This is a genomic window from Achromobacter sp. 2789STDY5608615 (assembly GCF_001298995.1).
GTDB classification, from domain to species: Bacteria; Pseudomonadota; Gammaproteobacteria; order Burkholderiales; family Burkholderiaceae_B; genus Achromobacter; species Achromobacter insuavis.
The window spans coordinates 1-24,641 of record NZ_CYTY01000018.1; the positions used below are offsets into that span (position 1 = coordinate 1).

The following is a 24,641-nucleotide window of genomic DNA, read 5'->3' on the forward strand; positions in this document are numbered from 1 at the left end:
CGGCCGGGCCGCTGGCGCGGCGGGCGCGCTTGGCCGCCTCCTGCTGGGCGATCAGGGTCTGCAGCTCGGCGGCCAGGCTGGTCGACTTGCCGGTGCGGGCCCAATCCGCGGCATTCTGGTCCTTGGTATCGCGGGTGGTGACGTCGGCGCCCGCCTTCAGCAGCAGCTCGACCATCGCCTTGTTGCCCGACAGCGCCGCCATCATCAGCGGCGTTTCGCCGTTGGGCGCCGGCGCGTTCACCATCGCCTTGCGTTCCAGCAGCAGGCTGGCCATGGCCAGCTGGCCCTTGGAGGCCGCATAGTGCAGCGGCGTCCAGCCCAGGCGGTTGACCTGGGCGCCGCGCGCCATCAGCGCCCGCGCCCGGTCGGTCTGGCCAGCGATGGCCAGGTACATCAGCGGCGTCTCGCCGGCCGGGTTCTCGGCATTGACGTCCGTGCGCGGGTTGGCCGCCAGCACGTCGAACACCTTCCAGGCGCCGTCGACCACCGCCCGCATCAGGGCCGGCTGGCCATTGCGGTAGCGCACGTTGGGGTCGGCGCCCTGCGCCAGCAGGTCCTTGATTTCGTCGGGGTAGTCGTTGGCGACATAGACCCACCAATCCGACGGATTGGCGGCCTGGGCCAGCGCCGGCGTCGAAACGGCGACGCACAACGCCAGCAGTGCGCTGCGGCAGTGCGAGACGAGGCGGTGACGGGAGAACGCAGCGCTGGCAGCCATGGTCAATCCTGATAAATTACTTTAAATAATTGACGTTAGATTATTTCTTTATCTTATTGAAAAGATTAAAGAAATTTTCCGTTGAAGCACGCGCCACCTCGGCCACGCTAATGCCCTTCAGATCCGCGATCTTCTCGGCCACGTGGATCACCTTGGACGGGTCGTTGAGCTTGCCCCGGTACGGCACCGGCGCCAGGTACGGCGAGTCGGTTTCGATCAGCAGGCGGTCCAGCGGCACCTTGGCGGCCACCTCGTGCACCACATGCGCGTTCTTGAACGTCACGATGCCGGACAGCGAGATGTGGAAATTCTGGTCAAGCGCGGCCTGGGCCACTTCCCAGGTCTCGGTGAAACAGTGCATCACCCCGCCGACCTCGGCGGCGCGCTCCTCGCGCAGCATCCGCACCGTGTCCTCGGCCGACGAGCGCGTGTGCACGATCAGCGGCAGGCCGGTGTCGCGGGCGGCGCGGATATGGCGGCGGAAACGCTCGCGCTGCCAGTCCAGCGGCTCGGACAGGCGGTAGTAGTCCAGCCCGGTCTCGCCGATGGCCACCACCTTCGGGTGGGCCGCCAGGCGCGCCAGCTCCTCGGGCTCGGGGTCCGGCGTGTCCTCGTAGTCGGGGTGCACGCCGACCGAGGCCCACAGGTTCGGCTGCGGCTCGACCAGCGACATCAGGCCCGGCCATTCGGGCATGTTGACGCTGACCACCAGCGCGTGGGTCACCTGGTTGGCGGCCATCCGTTCGAGGATGGCGGGCAGGTCGGCCGCCAGCTCGGGGAAATTCAAATGGCAGTGGGAATCGACGTACATGAGACTTGGATGAGGAAAGGCGCGGCGTCTGGACGGCGGCCCGGACAGGCCGGATCCGTCGCCGCGCCGCGGCAGGTTACGCCTGGCAGGATAGCACCACGCGCTGCAGCGTCGCGTGGGCGAAAAGCTTGGCATTCAAGGGATGCGTGGCCAGCGCCCGCTGGCGCGTCAGCCAGCGCGCGGCCTCGGCCGCGCGCGCCGTGTTCATGCGCGCGGCGACCTCGGCCACGACGGCGGCCAGCGCCGGGAAATAACGCACCGGCGCGCCGGCGGCGGCCAGCATCAGATCGGTATAGAGGCGTTGCAGCGCGTCGACCCACTCGGCCGGCGGGGCCTTTTCCAGGGCCTCGGCCAGGGTGCCGACGTCGGGCGTCTGGCCCTTGGCCAGCGGGCCGACCAACTGGGTCAGCCACGGCGGGCAGGCGGTTTCGGCGTTCTGCGCCAGGCGCAACGCGGCCAGCGGCGCGCCGCCGGCGGCGGCCAGCCATTCGCGCGCCGGCTCCACGTTCTGGTCGCGCAGCCATTGCAGCGCGGTGTCGGGATCGGGCCCCGGCAGCGGCAGGCGGCGGCAGCGCGACACCAGCGTCGGCAACAGCCGGTCGGGCGCGTCGGCCACCAAGAGGAACACGGTATGCGGCGGCGGCTCTTCCAGCACCTTGAGCAAGGCGTTGGACGACACCACGTTCAGCGCGTGCGCGGGGTACAGCAGCGCCACGCGCCAGCCGCCCCGGTGGGTGGCGGTGTTGAACCAGGATTCCAGCGAGCGGATCTGGTCGATGCGGATTTCCTTGGACGGCGCCTTCTTGGCCGCGCCCGTGGCCGGCTCGGCCTCTTCCGCGCCCTCGGCGGCGTCGGCGCCCTCCTCGACCGCCACGGCCTCGGGCCAGATGCGGCGCAGGTCGGGGTGGTTGCCGCTGGCGAACCAGGCACAGGCGGCGCAATGGCCGCAGGCCAGGCCGTCCTGCGGCGTCTCGCACAGCAGGCTGGCGGCGGCGGCATTGGCGAAGTCGAGCTTGCCGATGCCGGCCAGGCCGTGCACCAGCCAGGCGTGGGCGAAGCGCTCGCGGTTGCCCAGCCAGGCCCGCGCCGTCTCCATCTGCCAGGGCAGGAACTGGGGCGCGCTCATGGCCGGGCCGCCACCAGTTGGCGCAAGCCGGCTTCCAGCTCGGCGCGGATCTCGGGAATGGCGCGGGTCGAATCGATCACCTGGATGCGGTCGGGCTCGGCCGCGGCGCGCGCCTGGTAGGCGGCGCGCGTGCGTTCAAAGAAGGCGGCGCCTTCGCGCTCGAAGCGGTCGGGCTCGCGGGCGTCGGCCAGGCGCGCCCGCGCCACCGCCAGCGGCACGTCGAACAGCCAGGTGCGGTCGGGACGGCCGGCCTGCATCCAGGTTTCCAGCGCGGCCACGCGCGCGGCGCCCAGGCCGCGGCCGCCGCCCTGGTAGGCGTAGGTGGCGTCGGTGTAGCGGTCGCAGACCACCCAGGCGCCACGCGCCAGCGCCGGCTCGATCACCTGGTGCAGGTGCTCGCAGCGGGCGGCGAACATCAGCAGGGTCTCGGTATCCAGGCCCATCGGGTCGGTCAGCACCAGGGCGCGCAGCTTTTCGCCCAGCGGCGTGCCGCCGGGCTCGCGGGTGGAGACCACCTCCAGGCCCTGGCCGCGCAGGAACTCGGCGATCCACTCGGTGTGCGTGCTCTTGCCGGCCCCGTCGACCCCCTCCAGCGTGATGAAGCGTCCGCGTGAGGTCATTGTTCTTGTCCTTGTGCTGGCGCCGGATCGTCGTCCGGCGTGGAAGTGGGTGCCGTCTCGGGCGTCGGCGCGGCGGCGGGCGCGGACGCGGCGGGCCTGGCCGCCGGCGCCGGGCGGGCCGCCGGCGTCTGGCCCAGGATGTAGCGGGAGACGTTGCGGTTGTGCTCGGACAGGTTCACCGAGAACTCGCTGGTGCCGTTGCCGCGCGAGACGAAAAACAGGAATTTGTGCTGCTCGGGCTGCACCGCGGCCAGCAGCGCCGCGCGGCCGGCGGCGGCGATCGGCGTGGGCGGCAGGCCCGGGCGCGTATAGGTGTTCCAGGGCGTGTCGGTCTGCAGGTCGCGCTTGCGGATGCGGCCCTGGTAGGCGTCGCCCATGCCGTAGATGACGGTGGGGTCGGTCTGCAGCAGCATGCCGATCTTCAGGCGGTTGGTGAACACGCCCGAGACGCGGCGGCGCTCCGGGCCATGGCCGGTTTCTTTCTCGATGATGGACGCCAGCACCAGCGCCTCATACGGCGTGGACAGCGGCAGATCGGCCTGGCGCTTGGCCCAGGTGTCGTCCAGGATGCGCTGGCCTTCCTGGTAGGCGCGGCGCAGCAGGTCGTAGTCGGAGCTGCCCGGCGTGAAGATGTAGGTGTCGGGGAAGAACAGGCCTTCCGGATGCTTGATGTCCGAGCCCAGGCGCTCCATCAGGGCTTCGTCGCTGATGTCGCCCAGGGTCTGCTTGACGTCGGGATTCTCGCGCAGCGCCTGGCGGATCTGGCGGAAGGTCCAGCCTTCCAGGAAGGTGATCTGGCGCTGGGTCATGTCGCCGCGCGCCATGCGTTCCAGCAGCAGCCAGGGCGTGTCGCCGTTGATGGCCTGGTAGCCGCCGGCCTTGATCAGCTTGTCCTGCTCGGTCAGGCGCGCCATCCAGACGAAACCCGGCTCCCAGACCGGCACGCCGGCCGCGTTGAGCGCGCGCGCGACGGTGCGCGGGCTGCTGCCCGGGTCCACCACGAAATCGATCCTGTCGGCCGACAGAGGAATGGGTCGATGCATCCAGTGCCAGGCGGCGCCGACGGTCGCGGCGACGGCCAGCACGATGAGCAGGAATGACCACAGGACGTAAAAACGGAGTCGCTTCTTCATAAGTCTGGGAAGTTTAATGGATCGCGCGGACCTGTCGGCGCAAAACGAGGGCCGTAGCGCGTCGCGCGCCCCTTTGCCCTGCGCGGGCATCGGCCTGCCAGGATGAGAACACAGCTATCATCAACCCTTTGATGACGAGTCACGGGCCCACGCAGCCATGCATGCTTTCCATTCTTCGATCCCGGCGCGCGCCGAAGGTTGCGCGCAATTGGCGCCGTTGGACGATTTCGCCGTTTTCAGCGCCAGCGGCGCCGACGCGCTGACCTTTCTGCACGGCCAGCTGACCCAGGACGTCACCGGCCTGCCCGCCGATGCCGCCCGCCTGGCCGGCTACTGCACCGCCAAGGGCCGCCTGCTGGCGACCCTGGTGATGTGGCGCGGCGCCGCCCCGGCCGAGGACGCCCCGCAGTTGTACGCCCTGGTGCGCCAGGACCTGGCCGCGGCGCTGATCAAGCGCCTGTCCATGTTCGTGCTGCGCGCCAAGGTCAAGCTGGCCCCCGCCGCGCTGCACGTGGCCGGCGTGCAGGCCGACCCGGCGCAGCTGGCCGCCCTGGAAGCGGCCGCCGGCGCCCTGCCGCGCACGCCCTGGCAACGCGCCGAGCTGCCCTCCGGCACCTGGATCGCCGCGCCCGCGGCCGGCGCCGTGGCGCGCTGGTGGTGGATCGCGTCCGACGAGCAACTGGCCGTGGCCGCGCCGCTGGCCGCCGTGCTCGGGCAGATCCCGGCCGCGCAATGGCACGCGGCCGACCTGGCCGCCGGCATCCCCTGGATCACCACGGCGACCCAGGACGTCTTCATTCCGCAGACCGTCAACCTGGACCTGATCCAGGGCGTCAGCTTTACCAAGGGCTGTTATCCCGGCCAGGAAGTGGTGGCGCGCAGCCACTACCGCGGCACCGTCAAGCGCCGCATGGCGTTCGGCACCATCGCCGATGCCGGCGTGGCCGATGCCGCACTGGCCGGCCAGGACGTGTTCGACGCCACCCAGCCGGGCGAGCCGACCGGCCGCATCGTCGACGCGGCCCGCGGCGACGACGGCGTGTCGGTGCTGTTCGAGACCACGCTGGCCGCGCTGCCCGAGGGCGACCTGCGGCTGGGCGCGGCCGACGGCCCGCGCATCGCCGCCGCGCCGCTGCCCTATTCCATCACGCCGTAACCTCGCCGCCGGCGGACGCGGCCCCGGCCGCGTCCAGCCAGCGCCGCAGCGCCGGATCGCGCACTTCCAGCACCTCGAACAGCCCCAGCGCGCGCAGCGCCGGCAAGGCCTCCCGCATGTCGCGGGCGGCGACCTCGCGCGCGGCCGGCGCCGCGTCGGCGTCGCACCACACCCGCGCGTTCAGCAGAAAGGCGCCGACCGTGCCCTTGCGCACGGTCACGCCCTCGAATTGGGCGGCATTGCGGTCGTCCGGCAATAAGTCCTGTGCTTGCATGATGTTCTCCTGTCGATGGGCACAGGCTCACGATAGTCGCCCCCGCTCGGCAAATCTGCGGTAATTTCGACAATCAATACCGTGTTTGTGCCAACCTGGATCCGCCATGTCCATGCGCCGCCCCTGCCCGCCCCCGACGCCCGCCGAGGCCGCCTCGCCCCTGATCGCCCCCGACCTGGCCGCCGCGCCCGACGGGCCGCCCCTGCTGGCCGTGCGGCGCCAGGACGCGGCGCTGCGCCACACCGCCACGCACCGGCACGCGCGCGGCCAGCTGTTCGGCGCGTATCGCGGGCTGCTGACGGTGGTGGCCGGCGACCGCCAATGGGTCGCGCCGCCCGCGCACGCGATCTGGATTCCGCCCGACTGCCCGCACGGGCTGCGTTCGCATGGCCCGTACGCGGGCTACAGCGTCTACCTCAGCCCCGCGGCCTGCGCCGACCTGCCGGCGGCGCCCTGCGCCCTGCGGGCGTCGGCGCTGCTGCTGGCGGCGGTCGAGCGCGCCGCCGGTTGGTCGGATACGGTCTGGGACGCCGCCCAGCGCCGCATCGCCGAAGTGGTGCGCGACGAGATCCGCACCCTGCCGCGCGCCGGCGACGGCCTGACGCTGCCGCGCGACCCGCGGCTACAGCGCCTGGCGCTGGCGTTGTCCGACGCGCCGGCCGATACCCGGCCGCTGGCCGCCTGGGCCGACACGATCGGCATGGCGCCGCGCACGCTGGCGCGCCGCTTCCTGGCCGAGACCGGCCTGTCGCTGGGGGCGTGGCGTCAGCGCGCGCGGTTGATGCGGGCGCAGGAAATACTGGCGGCCGGCCAAGGCGTGACGGCCGCCGCGCTGGAATCGGGCTATGACAACGTCAGCGCCTTCATCGCGATGTTCAAGCGGGAATACGGCGTCACGCCCGGCCGCTACGACGGCCGGGGTCCGGTGGGGGATTGAACGACCGGCGGCGTGGCGCCGGCCCGTGCCAACGCGCCGGTTTACTCGGCGTCGGCGGCCTTGCGGGGACGGCGTGCGCGCGGGGCGGTCTTGCGCGCCGGCTTGGCCGGCGCGGCATCGGCCGCGGCGCCATCGGCGGCCGCATGGCCCGGGGTTCCAGCGTCGGGGGCCGGCGTGTCCCGCGGCGCGGCCTTGGCGCGGGCGGGCGCCTCGACGGCGCCGTCCGCGTGACTGGCTTGCGGCGCGGGCGCCTTGGCCGCCCGCGCGGTCTTGGCCGCGCCACGGCCGCTGCGCGCGCCGCGCCGGCTCTTCGGTTCGGCCGGCGCCTCGGTGGAGGACGGATGGTCGTCCGTGACGGGCGGCGCGGCCGGCTCCGGGGCCGGCGCGGGCGCCGGAGCCAGGACGGGCGCCGCTTGCGGCGCCACCGATGCGGTCTCGACCGCGGCCGGCTGGCCGGGTCGCGGCCAGGCCTCGCGATCCTCTCGCTCCGTCGGTTCGCCCCCGTCGCGGTCCACGGGCGCGGCCTGGCGGCCCGACGCCGGGCCCGCGCCCTGGCGGCCGCCGCGACCGCCCGACGCACTCTTGCGGCCGCCGCGCGCGCCGCGGGCGGGCTTGGCATCGGCCTCGTCGGCCTGGGAACCCGAGGCCGCATCGGCAGCGCTCTCGGACGCCTCGACCGCCGCCGCCATGGCGCGCAGCGCAGGCTTGCCGCCAACCCTGGCCGGCGTGCCGCCCGCGCTGTCGCGGTAGACATAGGTGCCCGACTTCTCCTCGCGCCCGACGTCCAGGAAGCCGCGCGACTGCGCTTCGTCCAGCAGGTTGCCGAAGGCGCGGAAGCCGTAGTACGACTCGTTGAAATCGGGCCGGCGGCGCTTGAGCGCGTCCTTCAGGGCCGAGGCCCAGACCTTGCCGCTGTCGCCGCGTTCGGCCATCAGCGCCTCGAAGGTCTCGACCACCATGTCCACCGCCTGGGTCTTGCGCGCCTCCAGCTCTTCCTTGCGGCGGCGCTCTTCATCGGGCGAGCGGCGCTGGCCGGCATTGCCGCCGCCGCGGTTGTCGCGGCGGGCGTCGGCGGCGCGCTGGCCTTCGCGGGCCAGGTCGTCATAGAAGATGAATTCGTCGCAGTTGGCGATCAGCAGGTCCGAGGTGGATTGCTTGACCCCCACCCCGATCACCTTCTTGTTGTTCTCGCGCAGCTTGGACACCAGCGGCGAGAAATCGGAATCGCCGCTGATGATGACGAAGGTGTTGACGTGCGACTTGGTGTAGCAGAAGTCCAGCGCGTCCACCACCAGCCGGATGTCGGCCGAGTTCTTGCCCGACTGGCGCACGTGCGGGATTTCGATCAGCTCGAAATTGGCCTCGTGCATCGGCGCCTTGAATTCCTTGTAGCGCTCCCAGTCGCAATAGGCCTTCTTGACCACGATGCTGCCCTTGAGCAGCAGGCGCTCCAGCACCGGCCGGATGTCGAACTTCTGGTACTTGGTGTCGCGCACGCCAAGCGCCACGTTCTCGAAGTCGCAAAAAAGCGCCATGCTGACGTTTTCGTTGGCTGCATTCATAAGTGTTTCTCCGTTGCGGCGGCCATCCCGGCCGCCTGGCCGGGGCGATTGGCCGCGTTTTGCCGCCCATGATATACATTTCCGTCCACTCACCTTCCCCGACCGCGATGCGTGACGATATCCCCCATCCCCCATTGAGCACCGAACGCCTGCTGCTGCAACCGCTGTGCCTGGACGACGCGCCCGCCATCCAGCGCATCTTTCCGCAGTGGGAAGTGGTGCGCTACCTGGCCGAACAGGTGCCCTGGCCCTACCCCGAGGACGGCGCGCGCACCTATGTGGAACAGGTGGCGCTGCCGGCCATGCGGCGCGGCGTGCAGTGGCATTGGTCCTTGCGTCCGCGCGCCGAACCGGACCGCCTGATCGGCCTCATCAGCCTGATGCGCGACGATCCGGGCAACCACCGCGGCTTCTGGCTCGACCCGCAATACCGGGGCCAGGGCTACATGACCGAGGCCAGCGAGGCGGTCACCGGCTATTGGTTCGAGGTGCTGGACCAGCCCGTGTTGCGCGCCCCCAAGGCGGTGGCCAACGAGGGCTCGCGCCGGCTGTCCGACCGCACCGGCATGCGGCGGGTGGCCACCGAAGAGCGCGGCTTCGTGTCGGGACGCCAGATGGCCGAAATCTGGGAAATCACGCGCGAGGAATGGCGGGCGCGCAAGCGCTGATCCCGGCCGGCGGCGTCGGCTCGTCCGGCGCGGCGCCGGCAAATCCGGCCCCGTTTCTTTGCCCGAGGGCCAGACCCGGCCAGCCAGCTGACCGGGGGTTTAAGCCGGCGCTTACCGCCCCTTTCGCCCCGTTTTCCGGCGGATTGCCCCGGCCGCGGCGTGGCTAGAATTTGCCACCATCCCGCATTCCGTGAACCGGATGCCCTCGCTATCGGCAAGATCCATGAATCCGTCTACCGTCATCGGCGCCATCGTCGGCCTGCTCACCCTGGTCATCGTCATCGCGCTGGCCGCCACCAACCCCGGCATGTACTTCAACCTGCCGGGCCTGGCCATCGTGCTGGGCGGCACCGCCGCCGCGCTGTTCATCGCCTATCCGCTGTCCGAAGTGATGCGGGTCTTCAAGCTGGTCGGCACGGTGTTCCGCCACGACCAGCACGACCAGCAGCGCGACATCGAGGAACTGGTCAACATGGCGCAGCTGTGGATGAACACCGACGTCCACAAGGTCGAACTGGAACTCAAGAAGGTCACCAACCCGTTCCTGCGCACCGGCGTGCAGCTGATCATCGACAACACCCCCGAAGACCAGATCATCGAACTGCTGCAATGGCGCGTGGCGCGGCTCAAGGCGCGTGAAATGGCCGAAGCGCAGATGTTCCGCGTCATGGCCACGTTCGCGCCGGCCTTCGGCATGCTCGGCACGCTGGTCGGCCTGATCAACCTGATGGCCGTGCTGGGCGACGGCAGCATGACCACCATCGGCCAACAGCTGGCCATCGGCCTGATGACCACCTTCTACGGCATCCTGCTGGCCAACCTGGTGTGCAAGCCGATCGCCGTCAAGCTCGAGCGCCGCACCGCGCGCCGCGTCGAGTCCATGAACATGGTGCTGCAGGGCATCTCGATGATGTGCGAGAAGCGCGGCCCGGCCGTGGTGCGCGAGACCCTGAACTCGTTCGTCATGCACGTCGAGGACGAAATCTATGACGGCGGCGCCTCCGCGCCGCGCGGCAAGACCGAGGGCCAGGTGCCCACGGCCGCCAAACCCGTGTCCATCACCCGCCCGGCCGCCGCGCGTCAATGAGCCTGATTTCCCCCTCCCTGGCGCAGCGGATCGAGCAGGCCCGCCAGGCCCAGTTGCGCGCGCAGAAGGCGGCCGCCAACAGCGGCTGGCGCCCGAGCAAGAGCGACCGCAAGGACCGCTACGCCCGCTGGCACGTCGATGAAACGGTCGAGAGCGATGCCGAGAACTGGTTGCTGAGCTACCTGGACCTGATCACGTTGCTGCTGGCCATGCTGGTGGTGATGCTGGCCGTCTCGCGCCTGCATGGCGGCTTCTACGAATCCGGCGAGCAGCCCGTCGACCTGGTCGGCAGCCTGGCGGCCAAGGGCCTGCCCGCCTATGACGGCGAGTACGCCGAATTCGACACCCCGGCCATTCCCGCCAGCTGGGCCGACGCCGGCAAGCCCGCCGCCGCGGCCGCCGGCGCGCCGGCCCCGGCCGCCCCGGCCGCCGAGGGCGAGGTGGTGACGCAGGCCGCCGCGCCGCTGAAGGCGCCGTCCAAGGAATCGCTTGGCCTGGGCGACCTGGGCAAGTCGGTCGACGTTATCATCAACGAGCAGTCGGTCAGCTTCCGCATCAGCAACGAGCTGCTGTTCCCCTCGGGCCAGGCCACCCTCAGCCCGTCGGGCCTGGACGTGATCAAGCGCCTGGCCGCGATCCTCAACAAGAACGAGTACCAGGTGTCGGTCGAGGGCCACAGCGACCCCGTGCCGATCCAGACCCGCCAGTTCGCCTCCAACTGGGAACTGTCCAGCAGCCGCGCCACCAGCGTGCTGCGCGAACTGGTGCGCGACGGCGTGGCCGGCAGCCGCCTGCGCGCCGTGGGCTACGCCGAGACGCGTCCGATCGAGTCCAACGACACGCCGGCCGGCCGCGCCGCCAACCGCCGCGTCGAACTGATCATGGACATCACCGCCCCGACCAAGCCGGCCCAGGCCGACGCCAAGGGCACGGACGGCAAGCCGGCGGCCGCCGCCGCGAACGGCAAGGCCAGGCCGGCCGAGGCCAAGGCCGCGGATGCCAAGGCTGCCGATGCCAAGACCGCCGATGCCAAGGCAGCCGATGCCAAGCCGGCCGAGACCGCGGCGGCGACCGTCCCGCGCGAAGCCGCCCCCGAGGCCGCCCCGCCGGAACCCACGCCGCCCTCGACCCTGACGCCGACCGAGGCCACCGCCGCAACCCAGTCCTGATCGCGCTCCCCCCAACCGGCTGCGGCCGGTTTTATTTTGGCCGTCGATGTAAAGGAACCTTGACACCACGAAATCGCGGCGCCACAATGTCAAGCACGCTTTACACAACCGGAGATCGACCTCATGCATCAAACCCAGGCGCGACGCCTGTATCTCAAGGAATTCGGCGGCACCATGGCGCTGTACGTGGCGATGGTGGCCATGTCGATCTACGCCGGCCTGCATCTCGAACCGGGCGCGCCGCGCACCGTCCTGCTGGCCAGCCCGGTGCTGGCGATCCTGCTGGTGATCCGCGCCGTCGTGCGCCAGATCCGCCGTTCCGACGAGTTCATCCGCAAGACCACGGCCGAACACCTGGCCATTGCCGCCACGGCGACGGCGGGCATCACCTTCACCTACGGCTTCCTGGAACTGGCCGGCTTTCCGCGCCTCAGCATGTTCTTCGTCTGGCCGCTGATGGCCGCCGCCTGGCTCGCCACCAGCGCCATCGACCACCTGCGCCACCGATGAAGAACCTGATCCGCGATCTGCGCGCCGAGCGCGGCTGGAGCCAGGCCGCGCTGGCCGAACAGTTGAACGTGTCGCGCCAGACGGTCAATGCCATCGAGACCGGCCGCTACGACCCGAGCCTGCCGCTGGCTTTCGCCATCGCCCGCGTGTTCGGCCTGCCGATCGAGACGATCTTCCAGGAAGACTGAAGCGGCGCGATCCCGCGCCGCGCAAACAGCGGTAATCTGGCGGCTGCCTCGCCGCGCATCCCTCGGCGCGCGGCCGTTTGCCATGTCCACCGGGCCCCGCCCGCCAGGAACCCGCCATGCCGTACATGCTTCTGATCGTCGAACCCACCGGCCAGCGCGCCGAGCGCACCCCTGAACAGGGCCGCGATGCCTACGCGCAGATGCTGCGCTATGCCGAAGGCCTGCAGGCGCGCGGGCTGCTGGCGCGCGCCGAATCCCTCAAGTCCGACCGGGAAGGCGTGCGCCTGCGTGTGCGCGACGGCCAGCGCACGCTGGTCGACGGCCCCTTCGCCGAGGCCAAGGAGATGATCGGCGGCTTCTTCCTGCTCACCTGCGACGACCGCGAACAGGCCCTGGCGCTGGCGGCCGAGTGCCCGGCCGCGCAATGGGCCACGGTCGAGGTGCGCGAGCTGGGGCCCTGTTTCCTGTAGCGCCCGCGCGCCGACCGCGCCGCGCGGGCCGGCCAGCCCCCCTGCATCGCTAGGTATTTACCCTGATTCGAGCGTCCGCCTGTCGATTCGCGGGCGCGTCATGCGTCGTGCCAGTACCGACCCCGCCGCCGCCAGCGCGGGGCCTTGCCACCAGGAGACTTCCCATGCGATTCATGATCATCGTCCGCGCCAACGCCGACAGCGAGGCCGGCAAGCTGCCCGAGGCCAGCCTGCTCGACGCCATGGCCACCTACCACGAGAGCCTGGCCAAGGCCGGCGTGCTGCTGGACGCCAACGGCCTGCAGCCGTCGTCCAAGGGCTGGCGGGTGCAGTACGACAACGGCCAGCGCAAAGTGGTCGACGGCCCCTTCGCCGACACAAAGGAACTGATCGCCGGCTACACCATGATCCAGGTCCGTTCGCGCGAGGAAGCCATGCAATGGACGCTGCGCTTTCCCGACCCGTTCCCCGGCCAGCCCTGCGCCATCGAAGTGCGCCAGGTCTATGAGCTGGACGACTTCGCGCCCGGCAAGGAAATCGAGCGCTTCCGCGAACTGCCCGGCAACGGCCACTGATCCCCCTCCTTTCTCGCGAGACACGCCATGCACAAGCAGATCTTCGTCAACCTCCCCATCGCCGACATGGCGAAATCGCAGGCCTTCTTCAAGAGCCTGGGCTTCAGCTTCAATCCGCAGTTCACCAATGACCAGGGCGCCTGCATGGTCGTGGGCGACAACATCTACGTCATGCTGCTGGTGAAGGATTTCTTCCAGGGTTTCACCAACAAACCCGTCGTCGATGCCAAGGGCGCCACCGAATCCCTGATCGCGCTGTCCTGCGAAAGCCGCGCCGAGGTCGACGACCTGGTCGCGCGCGCCAAGGCGGCGGGCGGCGCCGCGCCGCGCCCGCCGCAGGACCATGGCTTCATGTACGGACACGGGTTCGATGACCTGGACGGCCACATCTGGGAAGTGTTCTACATGGAACCCGGCGCGACGCCGCAAGCATGACCGCGGCGACCGGATCGGCGGCGACCCATCGCGCCATCGAAGCCGTCTGGCGCATCGAGGCCGCCAGCGTCATCGCCGGCGTCGCGCGGCTGGTGCGCGATGTCGGCCTGGCCGAGGAACTGGCCCAGGACGCGCTGGTGGCCGCGCTGGAGCGCTGGCCGGCCAGCGGCGTGCCGGACAACCCGGGAGCGTGGCTCATGACCACCGCGAAAAACCGCGCGCGCGACCGCCTGCGGCTGGACGCCATCCACCGCCGCAAGCACGAGCAGATCGGGCACGAGCTCGAAGCGCTGCAGGCCGACGTCGAGCCCGACTTCGTCGAGGCATTGGACGCCGCGCGCCAGGACGACATCGGCGACGACCTGCTGCGCCTGATCTTCACCGCCTGCCACCCGCTGCTGTCGACCGAGGCGCGCGTGGCGCTGACGCTGCGCCTGCTGGGCGGACTGTCGACCGCCGAGATCGCGCGCGCCTTCCTGGCCTCGGAATCGACCATCGCCCAGCGCATCGTGCGGGCCAAGCGCAGCCTGACCGCGGCGCGCGTGCCGTTCGAGGTGCCCGGGCCGCAGGAACGCGCGGCGCGGCTGGCCTCGGTGCTGGAAGTGATCTACCTGATCTTCAACGAAGGCTATGCCGCCACCGCCGGCCAGGACTGGATGCGGCCGGCGCTGTGCGACGAGGCCCTGCGGCTGGGCCGCATCCTGGCGCAATTGGCGCCCGACGACAGCGAAGTGCACGGGCTGGTGGCGCTGATGGAATTGCAGGCCTCGCGCCTGCATGCCCGCAGCGACGCCGAGGGCCGCCCGGTGCTGCTGCTGGAACAGGATCGCGGCCGCTGGGACTCGCTGCTGATCCGGCGCGGCCTGGCCGCGCTGGAACGCGCCGAAAGCCTGGGCGGGGCCAGCGGTCCGTATGCCCTGCAGGCCGGCCTGGCCGCCTGCCATGCGCGGGCGCGGCAGGCCGGGGACACCGACTGGCGGCGCATCGTGGCGCTGTACGAAGCGCTGGCGCAGGCCATGCCGTCGCCCGTGGTGGAACTGAACCGCGCGGTGGCCGTGGGCATGGCGTTCGGGCCCCAGGCCGGACTGGATCTGGCCGACGCGCTGGCGCGCGACCCGGCGCTGGCCAACTATCACTGGCTGCCCAGCGTGCGCGGCGACCTGCTGGCCAAGCTAGGCCGTCACGCCGAGGCGCTGGCGGAATTCGAGCGCGCCGCCGGCATGACGCGCAACGATCGCGAGCGCGAGATGCTGCTGGCGCGCGCCGCCGCCATGCGGGCGGCGGGATAGGCCGGCGCGGCGCCGCCGAACGTGCTTAAATTCCGTCATGGCCTCTTTCCTGCCCTCCGCCGGCGGCGTCCCTGTCGCCCCCGACGCGCGCCCCGAACCGCTGATCGCGGGCGTGCCGCAGGCCTTCGACCACCCCAATGACCGCGCCGAATTCCGGCGCCCGGCGCACCGGCCGGGCATCGAGCTATACCGCGCCCACATCATCCGCCACGCCTTCGAGCCGCACACCCACGAGGCCTTCGGCCTGGGCGCCATCGAGACCGGGGTGGAACGCTTCCGCTACCGTGGCGCCGAGCACCTGGCGCCGCCCGGCTCGGTGGTGCGGATGAACCCCGACGAACTGCACACCGGCCGCGCCGAGACCGAGGGCGGCTGGCGCTACCGCATGGCCTACATCGACCCCGCCGTGGTCGAACAGGTGGCCGGCGAGGCCGATTGGTGGTTCGACTGCGCGGTCAGCCACGACAGCGCCAGCGCGCAACGCGTCACCGCCCTGCTAGACGCGCTGTGGCAGGCGCGTGAACCGCTGGCGTTCGACAGCGCCCTGCACGCGCTGCTGGCCGAGTTCCGCCGCCATGCCCGCGTGCCGCGGCCGCCGCGCCCCGAAGCCGCGGCGCGCTTCGGCCGCGTCATCGACTACCTGCGCGCCCACCTGGCGCGCCGTCTCACCCTCGAAGAACTGGCCGAAGTCGCCGGACTCAGCCCGTTCCACTTCCTGCGCAGCTTCCAGGCGCAGTACCACGCCACGCCGCAGCAGACATTGATGGCGCTGCGCCTGTTCGAGGCCAAGCGGCTGCTGGCCGCGGGCGAGACGCCAGCGCAGACCGCGCTGGCCGCCGGCCTGACCGACCAGGCCCACCTGACCCGCGCCTTCACCCGCCGCTACGGCGTCACGCCGGCGCGCTACCAGAAGCAAGTGCGCGCCTGAACCGCCGCTCCGGCGCCGCAGCAATCTGGTACAAGACCGGCCGCCGCGGCCGTCGCTAGACTGGCCCATCTGTTGAATTTCGCGATGGGAACACAGCTATGTGGGCAGGAACCTCTTACGCCCTGGCGGCCGGACTGATGTGGGGGCTGGTATTCGTCGGCCCCTTGCTGCTGCCCGAATACCCCGCCGCCCTGCAATCGGTGGCGCGCTACCTGGCGTTCGGCCTGATCGCCATTCCGCTCGCCTGGCTGGACCGCAAGGCGCTGCGCCAGCTCGGCCGCGCCGACTGGATCGAGGCGCTCAAGCTGGCGGCCATCGGCAACCTGCTGTACTACCTGTGCCTGGCCAGCGCCATCCAGCGCGCCGGCGGCCCGGTGCCGACCATGATCATCGGCACCCTGCCGGTGGTGATCGCCATCTGCGCCAACCTGCGCAACGCGCGCCGCGACGGCCGCCTGCCGTGGAAGCGGCTGGCGCCCTCGCTGGTGCTGATCGCGCTGGGCATCGGCTGCGTCAACCAGGTGGAACTGCAGGCGCTGCGCCAGGAGGCCGACGCCGACCTGTCGCGCTACGCCATCGGCGCGGTGCTGGCGCTGGCCGCGGTCGCCTGCTGGACCTGGTATCCGCTGCGCAACGCCGACTGGTTGCGCAACCATCCCGGCCGCAGCCCGCGCACCTGGGCCACCGCCCAGGGCGTGGCCACCCTGCCGCTGGCGCTGGCCGGCTACGGCCTGCTGTGGGCCGGCATGGCCGCCACCGGCAGCGACTTCGCCATGCCGCTGGGACCGCGCCCCGACGTGTTCCTGGGCCTGATGATCATCATCGGCCTGTTCTCGTCATGGCTCGGCACGCTGTGCTGGAACGAAGCCAGCCAGCGCCTGCCGACGGCGCTGGTCGGGCAGCTGATCGTGTTCGAAACGCTGGCGGCGCTGGCCTACGCCTTCATCCTGCGCGGCAGCATGCCGCAGCCGCTGACGCTGGCCGGCATCGCGCTGCTGATGATCGGCGTGCTGAGCGCGGTGCGGGTCAAGCCCGAGCCGCTGCCCGCTTAGAGGCATGTCGACCGCCAACCGGCCGACGCCGGGCGGCCGATGGTTGGCGGTCGATGGTCGGCGACCCGGGCTCGGCGGCCTGCGTTCAGCGGCCCGACGCCGCCAGGCTCTAGAATGCGAGGCGCATTTTTTCGCGCCGCCCAGGATCCGGATTGGCTGGACTGCCGACGCAGGAAGCGGGCATGCCCTGGCGCCGCCGGAGCGCCCGCCCTGGACGCCGATCGAGACGACACGAGTACATGAAAACAAGAACAGCATGCTTCGCCGCGCTGGGCCTCTCCGCGCTGCTTCAAGCGCCGCTTGCCCACGCCGAAAACCTCAACGGCAAGAATCTCTTCCAGCAACGCTGCGCCATGTGCCACGGCGCGGACATCAAGGGCACCGGCCCCCTGTCCAGGAAGAGCAATCCGCCCACCCCGGATCTCACCACCGCCGCGTTCAGGAAGCGGCTGATCGACTATCCGGGCGTCATCGTGTCCTCGGTCATCCTGCGCCCCAACGGCGACCTGATTCCCAAGACCCTGCGCGAGAATGGCGTGAAGGTGCCGCCGCACGCCTGGACGGTCAAGGACTTCCGCGACCTGAACGAGTACATGACCGGCGTGATCGCCAAGAGCCGCTGACGCGGGCTAGATGATCTCCGACAGGCGCTGCAGGTCGCTGATGACCTCGAAGGCGCCTTCGTCCAGCAGGCGCTGGCGCTGGTCCGGCCCGTTGTGCGAGGCGCCGATATAGCCCACCGCCCGCATGCGCGCGGCCCGCGCGGCGCGCACGCCCGGCACGCTGTCCTCGACCACCACGCATTCCAGGATGGCCGTGCGCATCTGCCGCGCGGCGAACAGGAACACATCCGGCGCCGGCTTGCCATGCGCCACCTGCGCCGTGCTGAACACATGCGGCGCGAACGCGTCCCACAGCCCCACCAGCTTGAGCGCCGCCTCCAGCTTGGGCGGCGTGCTGCTGGAGGCCACGCAATACTCGATGCCGCGCAGGCGCAAGGCCGCCAGGGTCTCAAGCACCCCAGGCAACGCCCGCAGCTCCCGCCGGAAGGTGTCCTGCAAGCGGTCGGCGTACTCGCGCGGGAAGTCCGGCGGCAGCGGCCGCGCGTTCTCTTCCTGCAGGGTCTGCCACATGTCGGCGTCGGGGATGCCGGCGAAACGCCGCGCGGCTTCCTGCGGCGTGATGGCGATGCCGTGTTCGGCCAGCGCGCGCGACTGGGCGCGGGCGGCGATGATTTCGCTGTCGATCAGGACGCCGTCACAATCGAAGATGACAAGGCGCGGGGCAGGCGTAGGCATAGGGACTCCACGGGATGCGAGCCCCCATGATAGGCCGTCCGCATGACAATCGACGCACCGGTCCCGGCGGCGGCTACAGGCGCGCGCCGTTCAGTCGACGCAACCGCCAGGCGACGGCCAGGCCGCCCAGCGCCGCGGCCGCCACGATCAGCGACGCCTGCGCCCAGCCATAGCGGTCGATCACCCCGCCCACCGTGACGGGCCCGATCACCTGCCCCAGGTTGCTGCCCATCATCACCAGCCCGACCGTGGCCGCCGTCAACGCCGGCCGCGGCGCCACCAGCGGCGCGGTGCCCAGCAGCGTCGCCGGGATGAGCCCGCCCACCGCCGAGAACAGCACGCACAGCAGAAAGGTCGGCATCGCCGGAAACACCGAGCGGAAGATCAGCAGCGCCACCACGCCCATCGCCACGCTGGCGCAGGCGATCAGCGTCGAGCGCCGCCAGCCGCGCGACAGCAGCACGCCCGCGCCCAGATTGCCGATGATGTTGGCGGCGCTGGCCGCGGCGCTGTACAGCCCCGCGGTGGCCAGCGGCAGCCCGAGCTTGTCCATCAGCAGCACCGGCAGGAAGGTGAACAGCGCGAAGAACATCAGGCTGTAGAGCGTGAACGAAGCCGCCAGCAGCATGGGACCGGCCGCGCCCAGCGTGTCCGTCGTGTCCTGCCGCAGCCCGCGCCATGACAGGCCGGCGCCGGCCGGCGTGGGCGGCGCCAGCGCGGCGATGCAGCCCAGCGCGATCACGGCGGCCGCGCCGGCGCACCACCAGTAGGCGTGCCAGTCGCCAAAGGCCTGCGAGGCCAGCATGGCGATGGCCATGCCCGCCGGCATGTAGCAGCTCCACAGCGCGAAGGCCAGGTCGCGGCTGGACGGCAGCACCAGGCGCTGCAGCGCCGCCGGGCCGGCCACCGTGATCAGCAGGAAGCCCAGGCCCTCGACCACGCGCGAGGCCAGCAGCACGCCATAGCCCGGCGCCAGCGCGCCCGCCGCCGTGCCCGCGGCCACCGTCGCCAGGCCCCACAGCAGCATGCGGCGCGCGCCGAAGCGCGCGATCACGCCGCCCGCCGCGATGCCGCCCAGCACGCCCAGGATCGAGAACACCGCCGTCAGCGTGCCGATCGACGCCAGGTCCAGCCCCAGGTCGCGGCGCAACAGCGGCGCCGCGATGATCACCTTGCCCACCTGCAGCGACGCCACCACCCCGGCGCCCACGATCGCCAGCACCGCTCCCCAACGCGTCGCCGCCGGCTGGCCGGCCTGCGCCGCGCTTTCCACCTTGTCCATCCTCGCCTCTCCTCGCTTGCAATGCCGCCAGCATGCCGGCCGGAACCGATTCTGATAAGTGATAATCTTTTGATGGAACCGATCTGAAAAATAGATCAGGACGCACGATGATAGACGCCCTCACCCTGGACCAGCTACGCGTGTTCGCCGCCGTGGCCGACACCGGCAGTTTCCGCGCCGCCGCCAAGCAGCTGTCGCGGGTGCAGTCGGCTGTCAGCCATGCCATCGCCAACATGGAAACCCAGCTGGGCGTGCGCCTGTTCGACCGTGGCGGCCATCGCCCGGTCATGACGCCGGCAGGCCAGGCACTGCTGGCCAACGCCCGCGACATCCTGCTGCGGGTCGACGCCCTGCGCGCCCGCGCCCAGGGCCTGGGCGAAGGCGTGGAACTGGAACTGTCGCTGGTGGTGGACACCCTCTATCCCATCGCGCAGGTCGGCGCCGCGCTGAACCGCCTGCGCGCCATCTATCCCTCGGTGGCCAGCCGCGTCGCGGTGCTGCCGCTGGGCGGACCGATTGCCGCGCTGCTGGACGGCAGCCACCAGCTGGGCATCATCGCCGGCGAGCATTTCCGCCATCCGCGCATCGCGATCCAGGCGCTGTCCTCGGTGCAGATGGTGGCGGTGGTGGGCGCCGGCCATGCCCTGGCCGCGCGCGTCGCCGACGGCCCGCCACTGACCGCCCCGGACCTGGCCGACCATATCCAGGTGGTGCAGAGCGATCCGTCCAGCCTCAGCGCCGGCCGCGACTTCGCGGTGCTGTCGCCGCAGACCTGCCGCGTCAGCGGCCAGGACACCAAGCACGCGCTGATCCTGGCCGGCGTCGGCTGGGGCCGGCTGCCGCTGTGGCTGGTCGAGCGCGACCTGGCCGAGGGCCGGCTGCTGCGCCTGCCCACCGCCAGCCTGGGGCGCGGCAGCCAGGTGACCACCGAGGTCTACCTGGCGCACCGCATCGACCAGCCGCTGGGACCGGCCGCGCGCGCGCTGGCGGCGGCGCTGGCTCGGCCGCCTCAAGCCCGTGGCGGCTGCGCGTAGCTCACGCCCATGCCGGCGCGCACGTCGTTCTGGATGCCATACGGGGGAATCGGATAGCGCAGGCCATTGGCCGACAACGCCTTCATCCCTTCGATGGCCATGGGCAGATAGCGCGGCGGCAACGCCATCAGCATTTCCTCGTCGGGCACGCCGCCGTAGCGGCGCTCGGCGTAACAGGGCAAGGACAGGCTGGGCTCGCCGGTGGCCAGCGCCCGCCCCCAGGAGTCGGCACAGGCGGTCTCGCCGACCACGCTCCAGTCGAAGCGCCGGTAGTTTTTCCATTGCAGGCCGTTGATCAGAATGATCATCTGCCCTGGCGTCGCATAGATCAGGCAGATGTCGGGCGGGTCGAGCCGGCCCGAGACCAGCGGCGACACCGCCAGGGCGCGGTACTTGCCCGCCGGCACACAGGACAGGGCTTCCTGGCGGGCGCGCGCGTCGGCCTCGGTGGCATGCCACACGCCGACGTATTCCTTGCCGCTGCGCCAGGCCTCGTCCTGCGGTCCCAGGCCGATCACGGCACGGCATTGCGATCCGACCAGGTCGTCGCCGGTGATGCCCACCGTCCAGCCCAGCCGCGCCGCCATACCGACGATCTGGTCGGTGGTATGCGTGGCCTTGGGGCGCCGCAGCCCCTTCACGCCGGCCAGCGCCGCCTCGTCCTCGAACAGCTTCATGCCGATGACCGTGGTCTTCAGCCGCAGCAGCCGGTTCAGTTCATCGACCAACGCCGCCCAGTCGAGCGGCTTGTCTTGCGTTGTCTCTTCCATGCCCGTCCTTTGGACTTGTCGTTGGAACGGGCAAGACTACACGACAGCGGCGCGCCGGCGCCATGGCCGGCCGCCAACGCTCAGGGCCGGCAGGACTTCATCAGGTACTTGGGCGACTCTTCGTAGCCCTGGCGGTAATAGAAGCGGTGCGCGTCGACGCGGCGCTCGTGGCAATGCACCTCGATGCGGTCACAGCCACGGGCCAGCGCCAGGGCCGCGGCGGCCTCTTCCAGCGCCCGCCCCACCCCGCTGCCGCGGGCCGCGTCGCTGACGCAGAAATAAGTGATGCGGCAGAAATCGCCCGGCAGCGCCAGCTGCACCATGAAATGCAGGCCGATGAAACCGAGCAGCCGGTCGCCGTCCTCGGCCACCAGCAGTTCGGCGTCGCGATGCCCCAGCAGGCGCTCGATCTTGTCCGGCACGAAGCCCGCGGTGCCGGGATAGCCCAGTTGGGCCAGCAGTTCAACGATATCGGCGCTGTCGCCGGCTTCTGCGTTGCGGATGATCATGTCGCCTCTGCCAAAAGACGCCGATCGTAGGCCGGCCCGATGTCGCCGCGATGACGGCGCTCGCAGGCCGGCGCCCGGGCTTCAGGCCCGGCTGTCATCCTGCCGCAACATCTCGAACAGGGCCAGCGCCGCCGGCAAGCCGGCGGCCTGCGGCGACGCCGCCAGCGCGAAACGCCGCCGCACCGGCGTCGCCAGGGGCAGCACCCGCAGGCCACGGCGGTTCTCAGGCAACGTCAGTTCGGGCACCAGGGCCACGCCGACGTTGTCGCGCACCAGCGCATAGGCGCTGGACCATTCCATGACCGTGGCGCGCACGTCGGCCAGCGCCAGGCCGGCGTCGGCCGCGACACTGGCCGCGTGCACGTTGCAACCGCCCGTGGCCAGCACGAACGGCTGCGCCGCCAGTTGCGCCAGCGCCACCGACGCGCCGCGCGCCAGCGGATGCGAGGCCGGCAGCACCGCGACCCAGTCGTCCTCGCCCAGCGGACAGGCGCCGCGGCGCGCGGGCGGATTGAGCACCACCCCCACGTCCACCGTGCCCGCCGCCAGCAAGGTCTCGATCTCGCTGTCGCTGGCTTCCAGCGGCACCACCTCGATGGCCGGATGCAATTGGCGAAAGCGCCGCAACACCGGCGGCAGGATAGTCGAGAACACCATCGGGAAACTGGCCAGCCGCAACACCCCGCCCGGCGCGCCGGACGCCTCACGCCCCAAGGCCCGGATGCGGCCGTGCGCGGCCAGCATGGCGCGCGCCTCGTGCGCCACCCGCAGCCCCAGCGCGGTGGGTACGCTCTGGCGCCGTTCACGGGTGAACAGCGGCGCGCCCAGATGGTGTTCCAGCTGCGCGATGGCCTGGCTGGCGCCCGACTGCGTCATGCCCACCTGCTTGGCGGCATGGGTGATGTTGCCGGCGTCCACCACCGCCAGCAGCAAGCGCCAATGGATCAGGTTCATCATGGCAGGGAAAAGATAACGGATCGTCTCGAAACCGGAAATTCTACCGACACTCGCCCGCCCCCCCCTGAATCTACCGTGATGACCGCCGCGCCGACCGCAACGTCGCCACGGGTCTGTCTTTTGGCCTGCGTCCGCACGAAGTCATCAAAACGCTATGACGTTTCCCTAAACTTCCGCTCTTGCCCGATCATCAATGGAACACTGGAAATGCCGCTCGACCGGTCCGCCTTGCTCCAAGCGGTGCGCTTCGCCCTCATCGCCTCGGCCGTGATCGCAACGGGTTGTGATTCCTCCACCCCCGTCGCCCCGACGGCGCAATCCACGAATGCGCCGGACCCGCTGCGCGCCCCGCTCGAACGGCTGGGCATGCAAGGCATCGCGCGCGGCGACCTGGCCAAGGCCGAGATCCAGCGGGCCCTGCGGCAGCTGGCCACCACGCCGTGCAACAGTCAGGCCATGGGTGCCCTGGCGCCGCAGCTCAAGGCCATGGGTTACCGCAAGGAGGCGGCCCAGGCGTTGATCACGTTCGCCGACGAATGCGGCAATGCCGACGGCTTCCTGCTGTCCGCCGTGGGCGATCTGCTCGTGATCCGGGACTACCCCCAGGCCATCGCCATTTCCAACCGCCTGATCGCAGACCATCCCGCCGACACGCGCATGCGCTATACGCGGGCGCAGGCATACAGCCAGACTCAGCAATACGAACAGGCGCTGGCCGACTACCTGGAAGTGATTGCCCTGTCGCCCAATCCACGACGGCTGGCCTCCGGCGTGTTCACCGAGACCGCCCAAGCGCAGGCCAGGCTCGGGCGCCATTGCGAAGCGGCAAGCACGGTGCGCATGTGGATGTCGCTGGATCCCTCGCGCACGCAAAACCCGCAGGGCAAGCGGCTCGTCGCTGAGTACGAGCGCCAGCGGGACTGCCCCACCTCCTATGCCTCGGGCAAGGATACGTTCGCCCGCAAACCCGATCAGGTCATCCTGGCCTCGGTCGAAGTCAATGGCAAGAAAGGCACGTTCATCGTCGACACCGGCGCCAGCGTGGTTGCCATCACCCGCGCCTTTGCCGAGCGTGCGGGCATCGACTATCTCGGGGGCCGCAGGATCGCGGTACAGACGGCCAACGGCAACACCGACGTGCACACCGGCATGGCCAAACGCATCCGGATCCGTCAGGTCGCCGCCAACCAGGTTCCGGTCGTGGTCCAGGCCGGCGCCGAATCCGCGTTCGGTCCTGGCATCGACGGCTTGCTGGGCCAATCGTTCCTGTCCCGTTTCGACACCCACTTCGGACCCCGCCAATGGTCTATCGCCGTGCCGGCGACGGATGGCTGACATCGAGGGTGTGAATCAGCCATCACAACTACTTATTTCTCATTTATGAAGAAGTAATTTTATGAATATTCGGAATCGGTTGATCCTGGGCCTCCCCGTCCCAATCAGGACATCCCCCGGACATTCCGCATGAAACTCTATTACGCTCCCGGCACCTGCTCGCTGTCGCCCCATATCGTGTTGCGCGAACTCGACCTGCCGTTCGACCTGGTGCGGGTCGACAACCGCAGCAAGCGCACCGCCGACGGCCGCGACTTCCTGGCCATCAATCCCAAGGGCTACGTGGCCGCGCTGGAAATCGACGGCGGCCAGGTGCTGACCGAAGGCCCCGCCATCAGCCAGTACCTGGCCGACCTGCGGCCCGAAGCCGGGCTGGCCCCGCCCGCCGGCAGCTGGGCCCGTAGCCAATTGCACGAATGGCTGAACTTCATCTCGGCGGAAATCCACGGCGGCTTCGGCCCGCTGTTCAATCGCGACCTGCCCGAGGCGGCGCGCGCGTGGTGGCAGGCGCGGCTGGAAAAACGCCTGGAACATGTCGCCACCGCGTTGCGCGAGCGACAGGCCCTGGTGCAGGACCGCTATGGCTTGGCCGATATCTACCTGTACGCGGTGCTGCGCTGGGCGCCGCAGCTTGACGTGGACCTGGCGCGCTGGCCTGCCCTGGAGGCATTCCAGCGCCGGATCGAATCCCGCCCCGCCGTGCAGGCCGCGCTGGCGGCCGAAGCGCGGGGTTGAGCGGCACGCGGCC

General features: G+C 70.6%; 29 protein-coding genes. 17 read left to right on the plus strand and 12 right to left on the minus strand.

The window, feature by feature from the left end; translation table 11 throughout:
* The 5 genes from AOZ49_RS16910 to mltG form a co-directional block, all read right to left on the minus strand.
* Window positions 1–718, minus strand: a 718-nt coding sequence (locus AOZ49_RS16910; protein WP_054476669.1) for an ankyrin repeat domain-containing protein, incomplete at its 3' end; no start/stop codon positions are given.
* 40 nt (window positions 719–758) lie between these two features.
* On the minus strand, window positions 759–1,529 hold the full coding sequence (locus AOZ49_RS16915) for a TatD family hydrolase (RefSeq protein ID WP_054435743.1): 771 nt from the start codon (window positions 1,527–1,529) through the stop codon (window positions 759–761).
* A gap of 76 nt (window positions 1,530–1,605) precedes the next feature.
* Window positions 1,606–2,655, minus strand: coding sequence for a DNA polymerase III subunit delta' (holB, locus tag AOZ49_RS16920; protein ID WP_054476671.1), 1,050 nt, complete (start codon window positions 2,653–2,655; stop codon window positions 1,606–1,608).
* Window positions 2,652–3,275, minus strand: a complete 624-nt coding sequence (gene tmk, locus AOZ49_RS16925; RefSeq protein WP_054476673.1) for a dTMP kinase — start codon at window positions 3,273–3,275, stop codon at window positions 2,652–2,654. Before tmk ends, holB begins: the two co-directional genes overlap by 4 nt.
* The gene (gene mltG, locus AOZ49_RS16930; RefSeq protein ID WP_054476675.1) at window positions 3,272–4,408 is read right to left on the minus strand and encodes an endolytic transglycosylase MltG; all 1,137 of its coding nucleotides are present in this window, start codon (window positions 4,406–4,408) and stop codon (window positions 3,272–3,274) included. Before mltG ends, tmk begins: the two co-directional genes overlap by 4 nt.
* A gap of 157 nt (window positions 4,409–4,565) precedes the next feature.
* On the opposite strand from mltG, the gene AOZ49_RS16935 reads away from it, so the two are divergent.
* Complete coding sequence (locus AOZ49_RS16935; RefSeq protein WP_054476677.1) at window positions 4,566–5,564, plus strand: CAF17-like 4Fe-4S cluster assembly/insertion protein YgfZ; 999 nt, start codon at window positions 4,566–4,568, stop codon at window positions 5,562–5,564.
* Here the strand turns inward: AOZ49_RS16935 and AOZ49_RS16940 are convergent.
* Entirely contained in the window at window positions 5,554–5,838 is a 285-nt protein-coding gene (locus AOZ49_RS16940; RefSeq protein ID WP_054435734.1) for a hypothetical protein, read from the minus strand. The genes AOZ49_RS16935 and AOZ49_RS16940 overlap by 11 nt on opposite strands.
* A gap of 106 nt (window positions 5,839–5,944) precedes the next feature.
* Between AOZ49_RS16940 and AOZ49_RS16945 the strand changes: the two genes are divergently transcribed.
* Window positions 5,945–6,775, plus strand: a complete 831-nt coding sequence (locus AOZ49_RS16945) for an AraC family transcriptional regulator (protein WP_231690369.1) — start codon at window positions 5,945–5,947, stop codon at window positions 6,773–6,775.
* Between the two features lie 41 nt (window positions 6,776–6,816).
* On the opposite strand, the gene AOZ49_RS16950 is transcribed toward AOZ49_RS16945, so the two are convergent.
* A complete protein-coding gene (locus AOZ49_RS16950; RefSeq protein WP_054476679.1) occupies window positions 6,817–8,337 on the minus strand; it encodes an NYN domain-containing protein in 1,521 nt (506 codons plus the stop codon).
* Window positions 8,338–8,471: 134 nt separating this feature from the next.
* Here AOZ49_RS16950 and AOZ49_RS16955 point away from each other — a divergent pair, with 134 nt between their 5' ends.
* From AOZ49_RS16955 to AOZ49_RS17010, 12 genes are all read left to right on the plus strand, one after another.
* Window positions 8,472–9,005 (plus strand): GNAT family N-acetyltransferase, encoded by a 534-nt coding sequence (locus AOZ49_RS16955; protein ID WP_231689977.1) that lies wholly within the window; start codon window positions 8,472–8,474, stop codon window positions 9,003–9,005.
* 223 nt (window positions 9,006–9,228) lie between these two features.
* Window positions 9,229–10,092, plus strand: coding sequence for a motility protein A (locus tag AOZ49_RS16960; RefSeq protein WP_054434158.1), 864 nt, complete (start codon window positions 9,229–9,231; stop codon window positions 10,090–10,092).
* Window positions 10,089–11,261 carry an OmpA/MotB family protein gene (locus AOZ49_RS16965; protein WP_054476681.1) on the plus strand — a complete coding sequence of 391 codons (1,173 nt, stop codon included), beginning with the start codon at window positions 10,089–10,091 and terminating at the stop codon, window positions 11,259–11,261. Before AOZ49_RS16960 ends, AOZ49_RS16965 begins: the two co-directional genes overlap by 4 nt.
* A 123-nt stretch (window positions 11,262–11,384) precedes the next feature.
* Window positions 11,385–11,771, plus strand: coding sequence for a hypothetical protein (locus tag AOZ49_RS16970; protein ID WP_054476683.1), 387 nt, complete (start codon window positions 11,385–11,387; stop codon window positions 11,769–11,771).
* Window positions 11,768–11,959 (plus strand): helix-turn-helix transcriptional regulator, encoded by a 192-nt coding sequence (locus tag AOZ49_RS16975; protein WP_054434154.1) that lies wholly within the window; start codon window positions 11,768–11,770, stop codon window positions 11,957–11,959. Before AOZ49_RS16970 ends, AOZ49_RS16975 begins: the two co-directional genes overlap by 4 nt.
* 116 nt (window positions 11,960–12,075) lie before the next feature.
* Entirely contained in the window at window positions 12,076–12,429 is a 354-nt protein-coding gene (locus AOZ49_RS16980; protein ID WP_054434152.1) for a YciI family protein, read from the plus strand.
* 164 nt (window positions 12,430–12,593) lie between these two features.
* Complete coding sequence (locus tag AOZ49_RS16985) at window positions 12,594–13,004, plus strand: YciI family protein (RefSeq protein ID WP_054434150.1); 411 nt, start codon at window positions 12,594–12,596, stop codon at window positions 13,002–13,004.
* Between the two features lie 27 nt (window positions 13,005–13,031).
* Window positions 13,032–13,439, plus strand: coding sequence for a VOC family protein (locus AOZ49_RS16990; protein WP_054476685.1), 408 nt, complete (start codon window positions 13,032–13,034; stop codon window positions 13,437–13,439).
* Window positions 13,436–14,728 (plus strand): RNA polymerase sigma factor, encoded by a 1,293-nt coding sequence (locus tag AOZ49_RS16995; protein WP_054476687.1) that lies wholly within the window; start codon window positions 13,436–13,438, stop codon window positions 14,726–14,728. The genes AOZ49_RS16990 and AOZ49_RS16995 overlap by 4 nt, the downstream gene beginning before the upstream one ends.
* Window positions 14,729–14,765: 37 nt before the next feature.
* The gene (locus tag AOZ49_RS17000; protein WP_231690370.1) at window positions 14,766–15,656 is read left to right on the plus strand and encodes an AraC family transcriptional regulator; all 891 of its coding nucleotides are present in this window, start codon (window positions 14,766–14,768) and stop codon (window positions 15,654–15,656) included.
* A gap of 98 nt (window positions 15,657–15,754) precedes the next feature.
* Window positions 15,755–16,708 carry a DMT family transporter gene (locus AOZ49_RS17005; protein WP_054434144.1) on the plus strand — a complete coding sequence of 318 codons (954 nt, stop codon included), beginning with the start codon at window positions 15,755–15,757 and terminating at the stop codon, window positions 16,706–16,708.
* Between the two features lie 239 nt (window positions 16,709–16,947).
* On the plus strand, window positions 16,948–17,331 hold the full coding sequence (locus AOZ49_RS17010) for a c-type cytochrome (RefSeq protein ID WP_054476690.1): 384 nt from the start codon (window positions 16,948–16,950) through the stop codon (window positions 17,329–17,331).
* A gap of 6 nt (window positions 17,332–17,337) precedes the next feature.
* Here AOZ49_RS17010 and AOZ49_RS17015 read toward each other — a convergent pair whose 3' ends face one another.
* Entirely contained in the window at window positions 17,338–18,006 is a 669-nt protein-coding gene (locus AOZ49_RS17015) for an HAD family hydrolase (RefSeq protein ID WP_054434140.1), read from the minus strand.
* A 73-nt stretch (window positions 18,007–18,079) separates the two neighbouring features.
* Window positions 18,080–19,288 (minus strand): MFS transporter, encoded by a 1,209-nt coding sequence (locus AOZ49_RS17020; RefSeq protein ID WP_054476691.1) that lies wholly within the window; start codon window positions 19,286–19,288, stop codon window positions 18,080–18,082.
* A 107-nt stretch (window positions 19,289–19,395) separates the two neighbouring features.
* On the opposite strand from AOZ49_RS17020, the gene AOZ49_RS17025 reads away from it, so the two are divergent.
* Window positions 19,396–20,322: a LysR family transcriptional regulator gene (locus AOZ49_RS17025; RefSeq protein ID WP_054434136.1), complete on the plus strand. Its 927-nt coding sequence runs from the start codon at window positions 19,396–19,398 to the stop codon at window positions 20,320–20,322.
* Here AOZ49_RS17025 and AOZ49_RS17030 read toward each other — a convergent pair.
* From AOZ49_RS17030 to AOZ49_RS17040, 3 genes are all read right to left on the minus strand, one after another.
* Window positions 20,298–21,092, minus strand: a complete 795-nt coding sequence (locus AOZ49_RS17030; RefSeq protein ID WP_054476693.1) for a DUF169 domain-containing protein — start codon at window positions 21,090–21,092, stop codon at window positions 20,298–20,300. The two genes, AOZ49_RS17025 and AOZ49_RS17030, sit on opposite strands and share 25 nt — an antisense overlap.
* A gap of 80 nt (window positions 21,093–21,172) precedes the next feature.
* A complete protein-coding gene (locus AOZ49_RS17035; protein WP_054434133.1) occupies window positions 21,173–21,601 on the minus strand; it encodes a GNAT family N-acetyltransferase in 429 nt (142 codons plus the stop codon).
* Between the two features lie 81 nt (window positions 21,602–21,682).
* Window positions 21,683–22,558, minus strand: coding sequence for a LysR family transcriptional regulator (locus AOZ49_RS17040; protein WP_054476695.1), 876 nt, complete (start codon window positions 22,556–22,558; stop codon window positions 21,683–21,685).
* Window positions 22,559–22,636: 78 nt separating this feature from the next.
* Here AOZ49_RS17040 and AOZ49_RS17045 point away from each other — a divergent pair, with 78 nt between their 5' ends.
* Together AOZ49_RS17045 and gstA are read left to right on the plus strand one after the other, a co-directional pair.
* Window positions 22,637–23,893 (plus strand): retroviral-like aspartic protease family protein, encoded by a 1,257-nt coding sequence (locus tag AOZ49_RS17045; RefSeq protein WP_231690377.1) that lies wholly within the window; start codon window positions 22,637–22,639, stop codon window positions 23,891–23,893.
* Window positions 23,894–24,022: 129 nt separating this feature from the next.
* On the plus strand, window positions 24,023–24,628 hold the full coding sequence (gene gstA, locus AOZ49_RS17050) for a glutathione transferase GstA (RefSeq protein ID WP_054476699.1): 606 nt from the start codon (window positions 24,023–24,025) through the stop codon (window positions 24,626–24,628).
* Window positions 24,629–24,641: the final 13 nt, after the last annotated feature.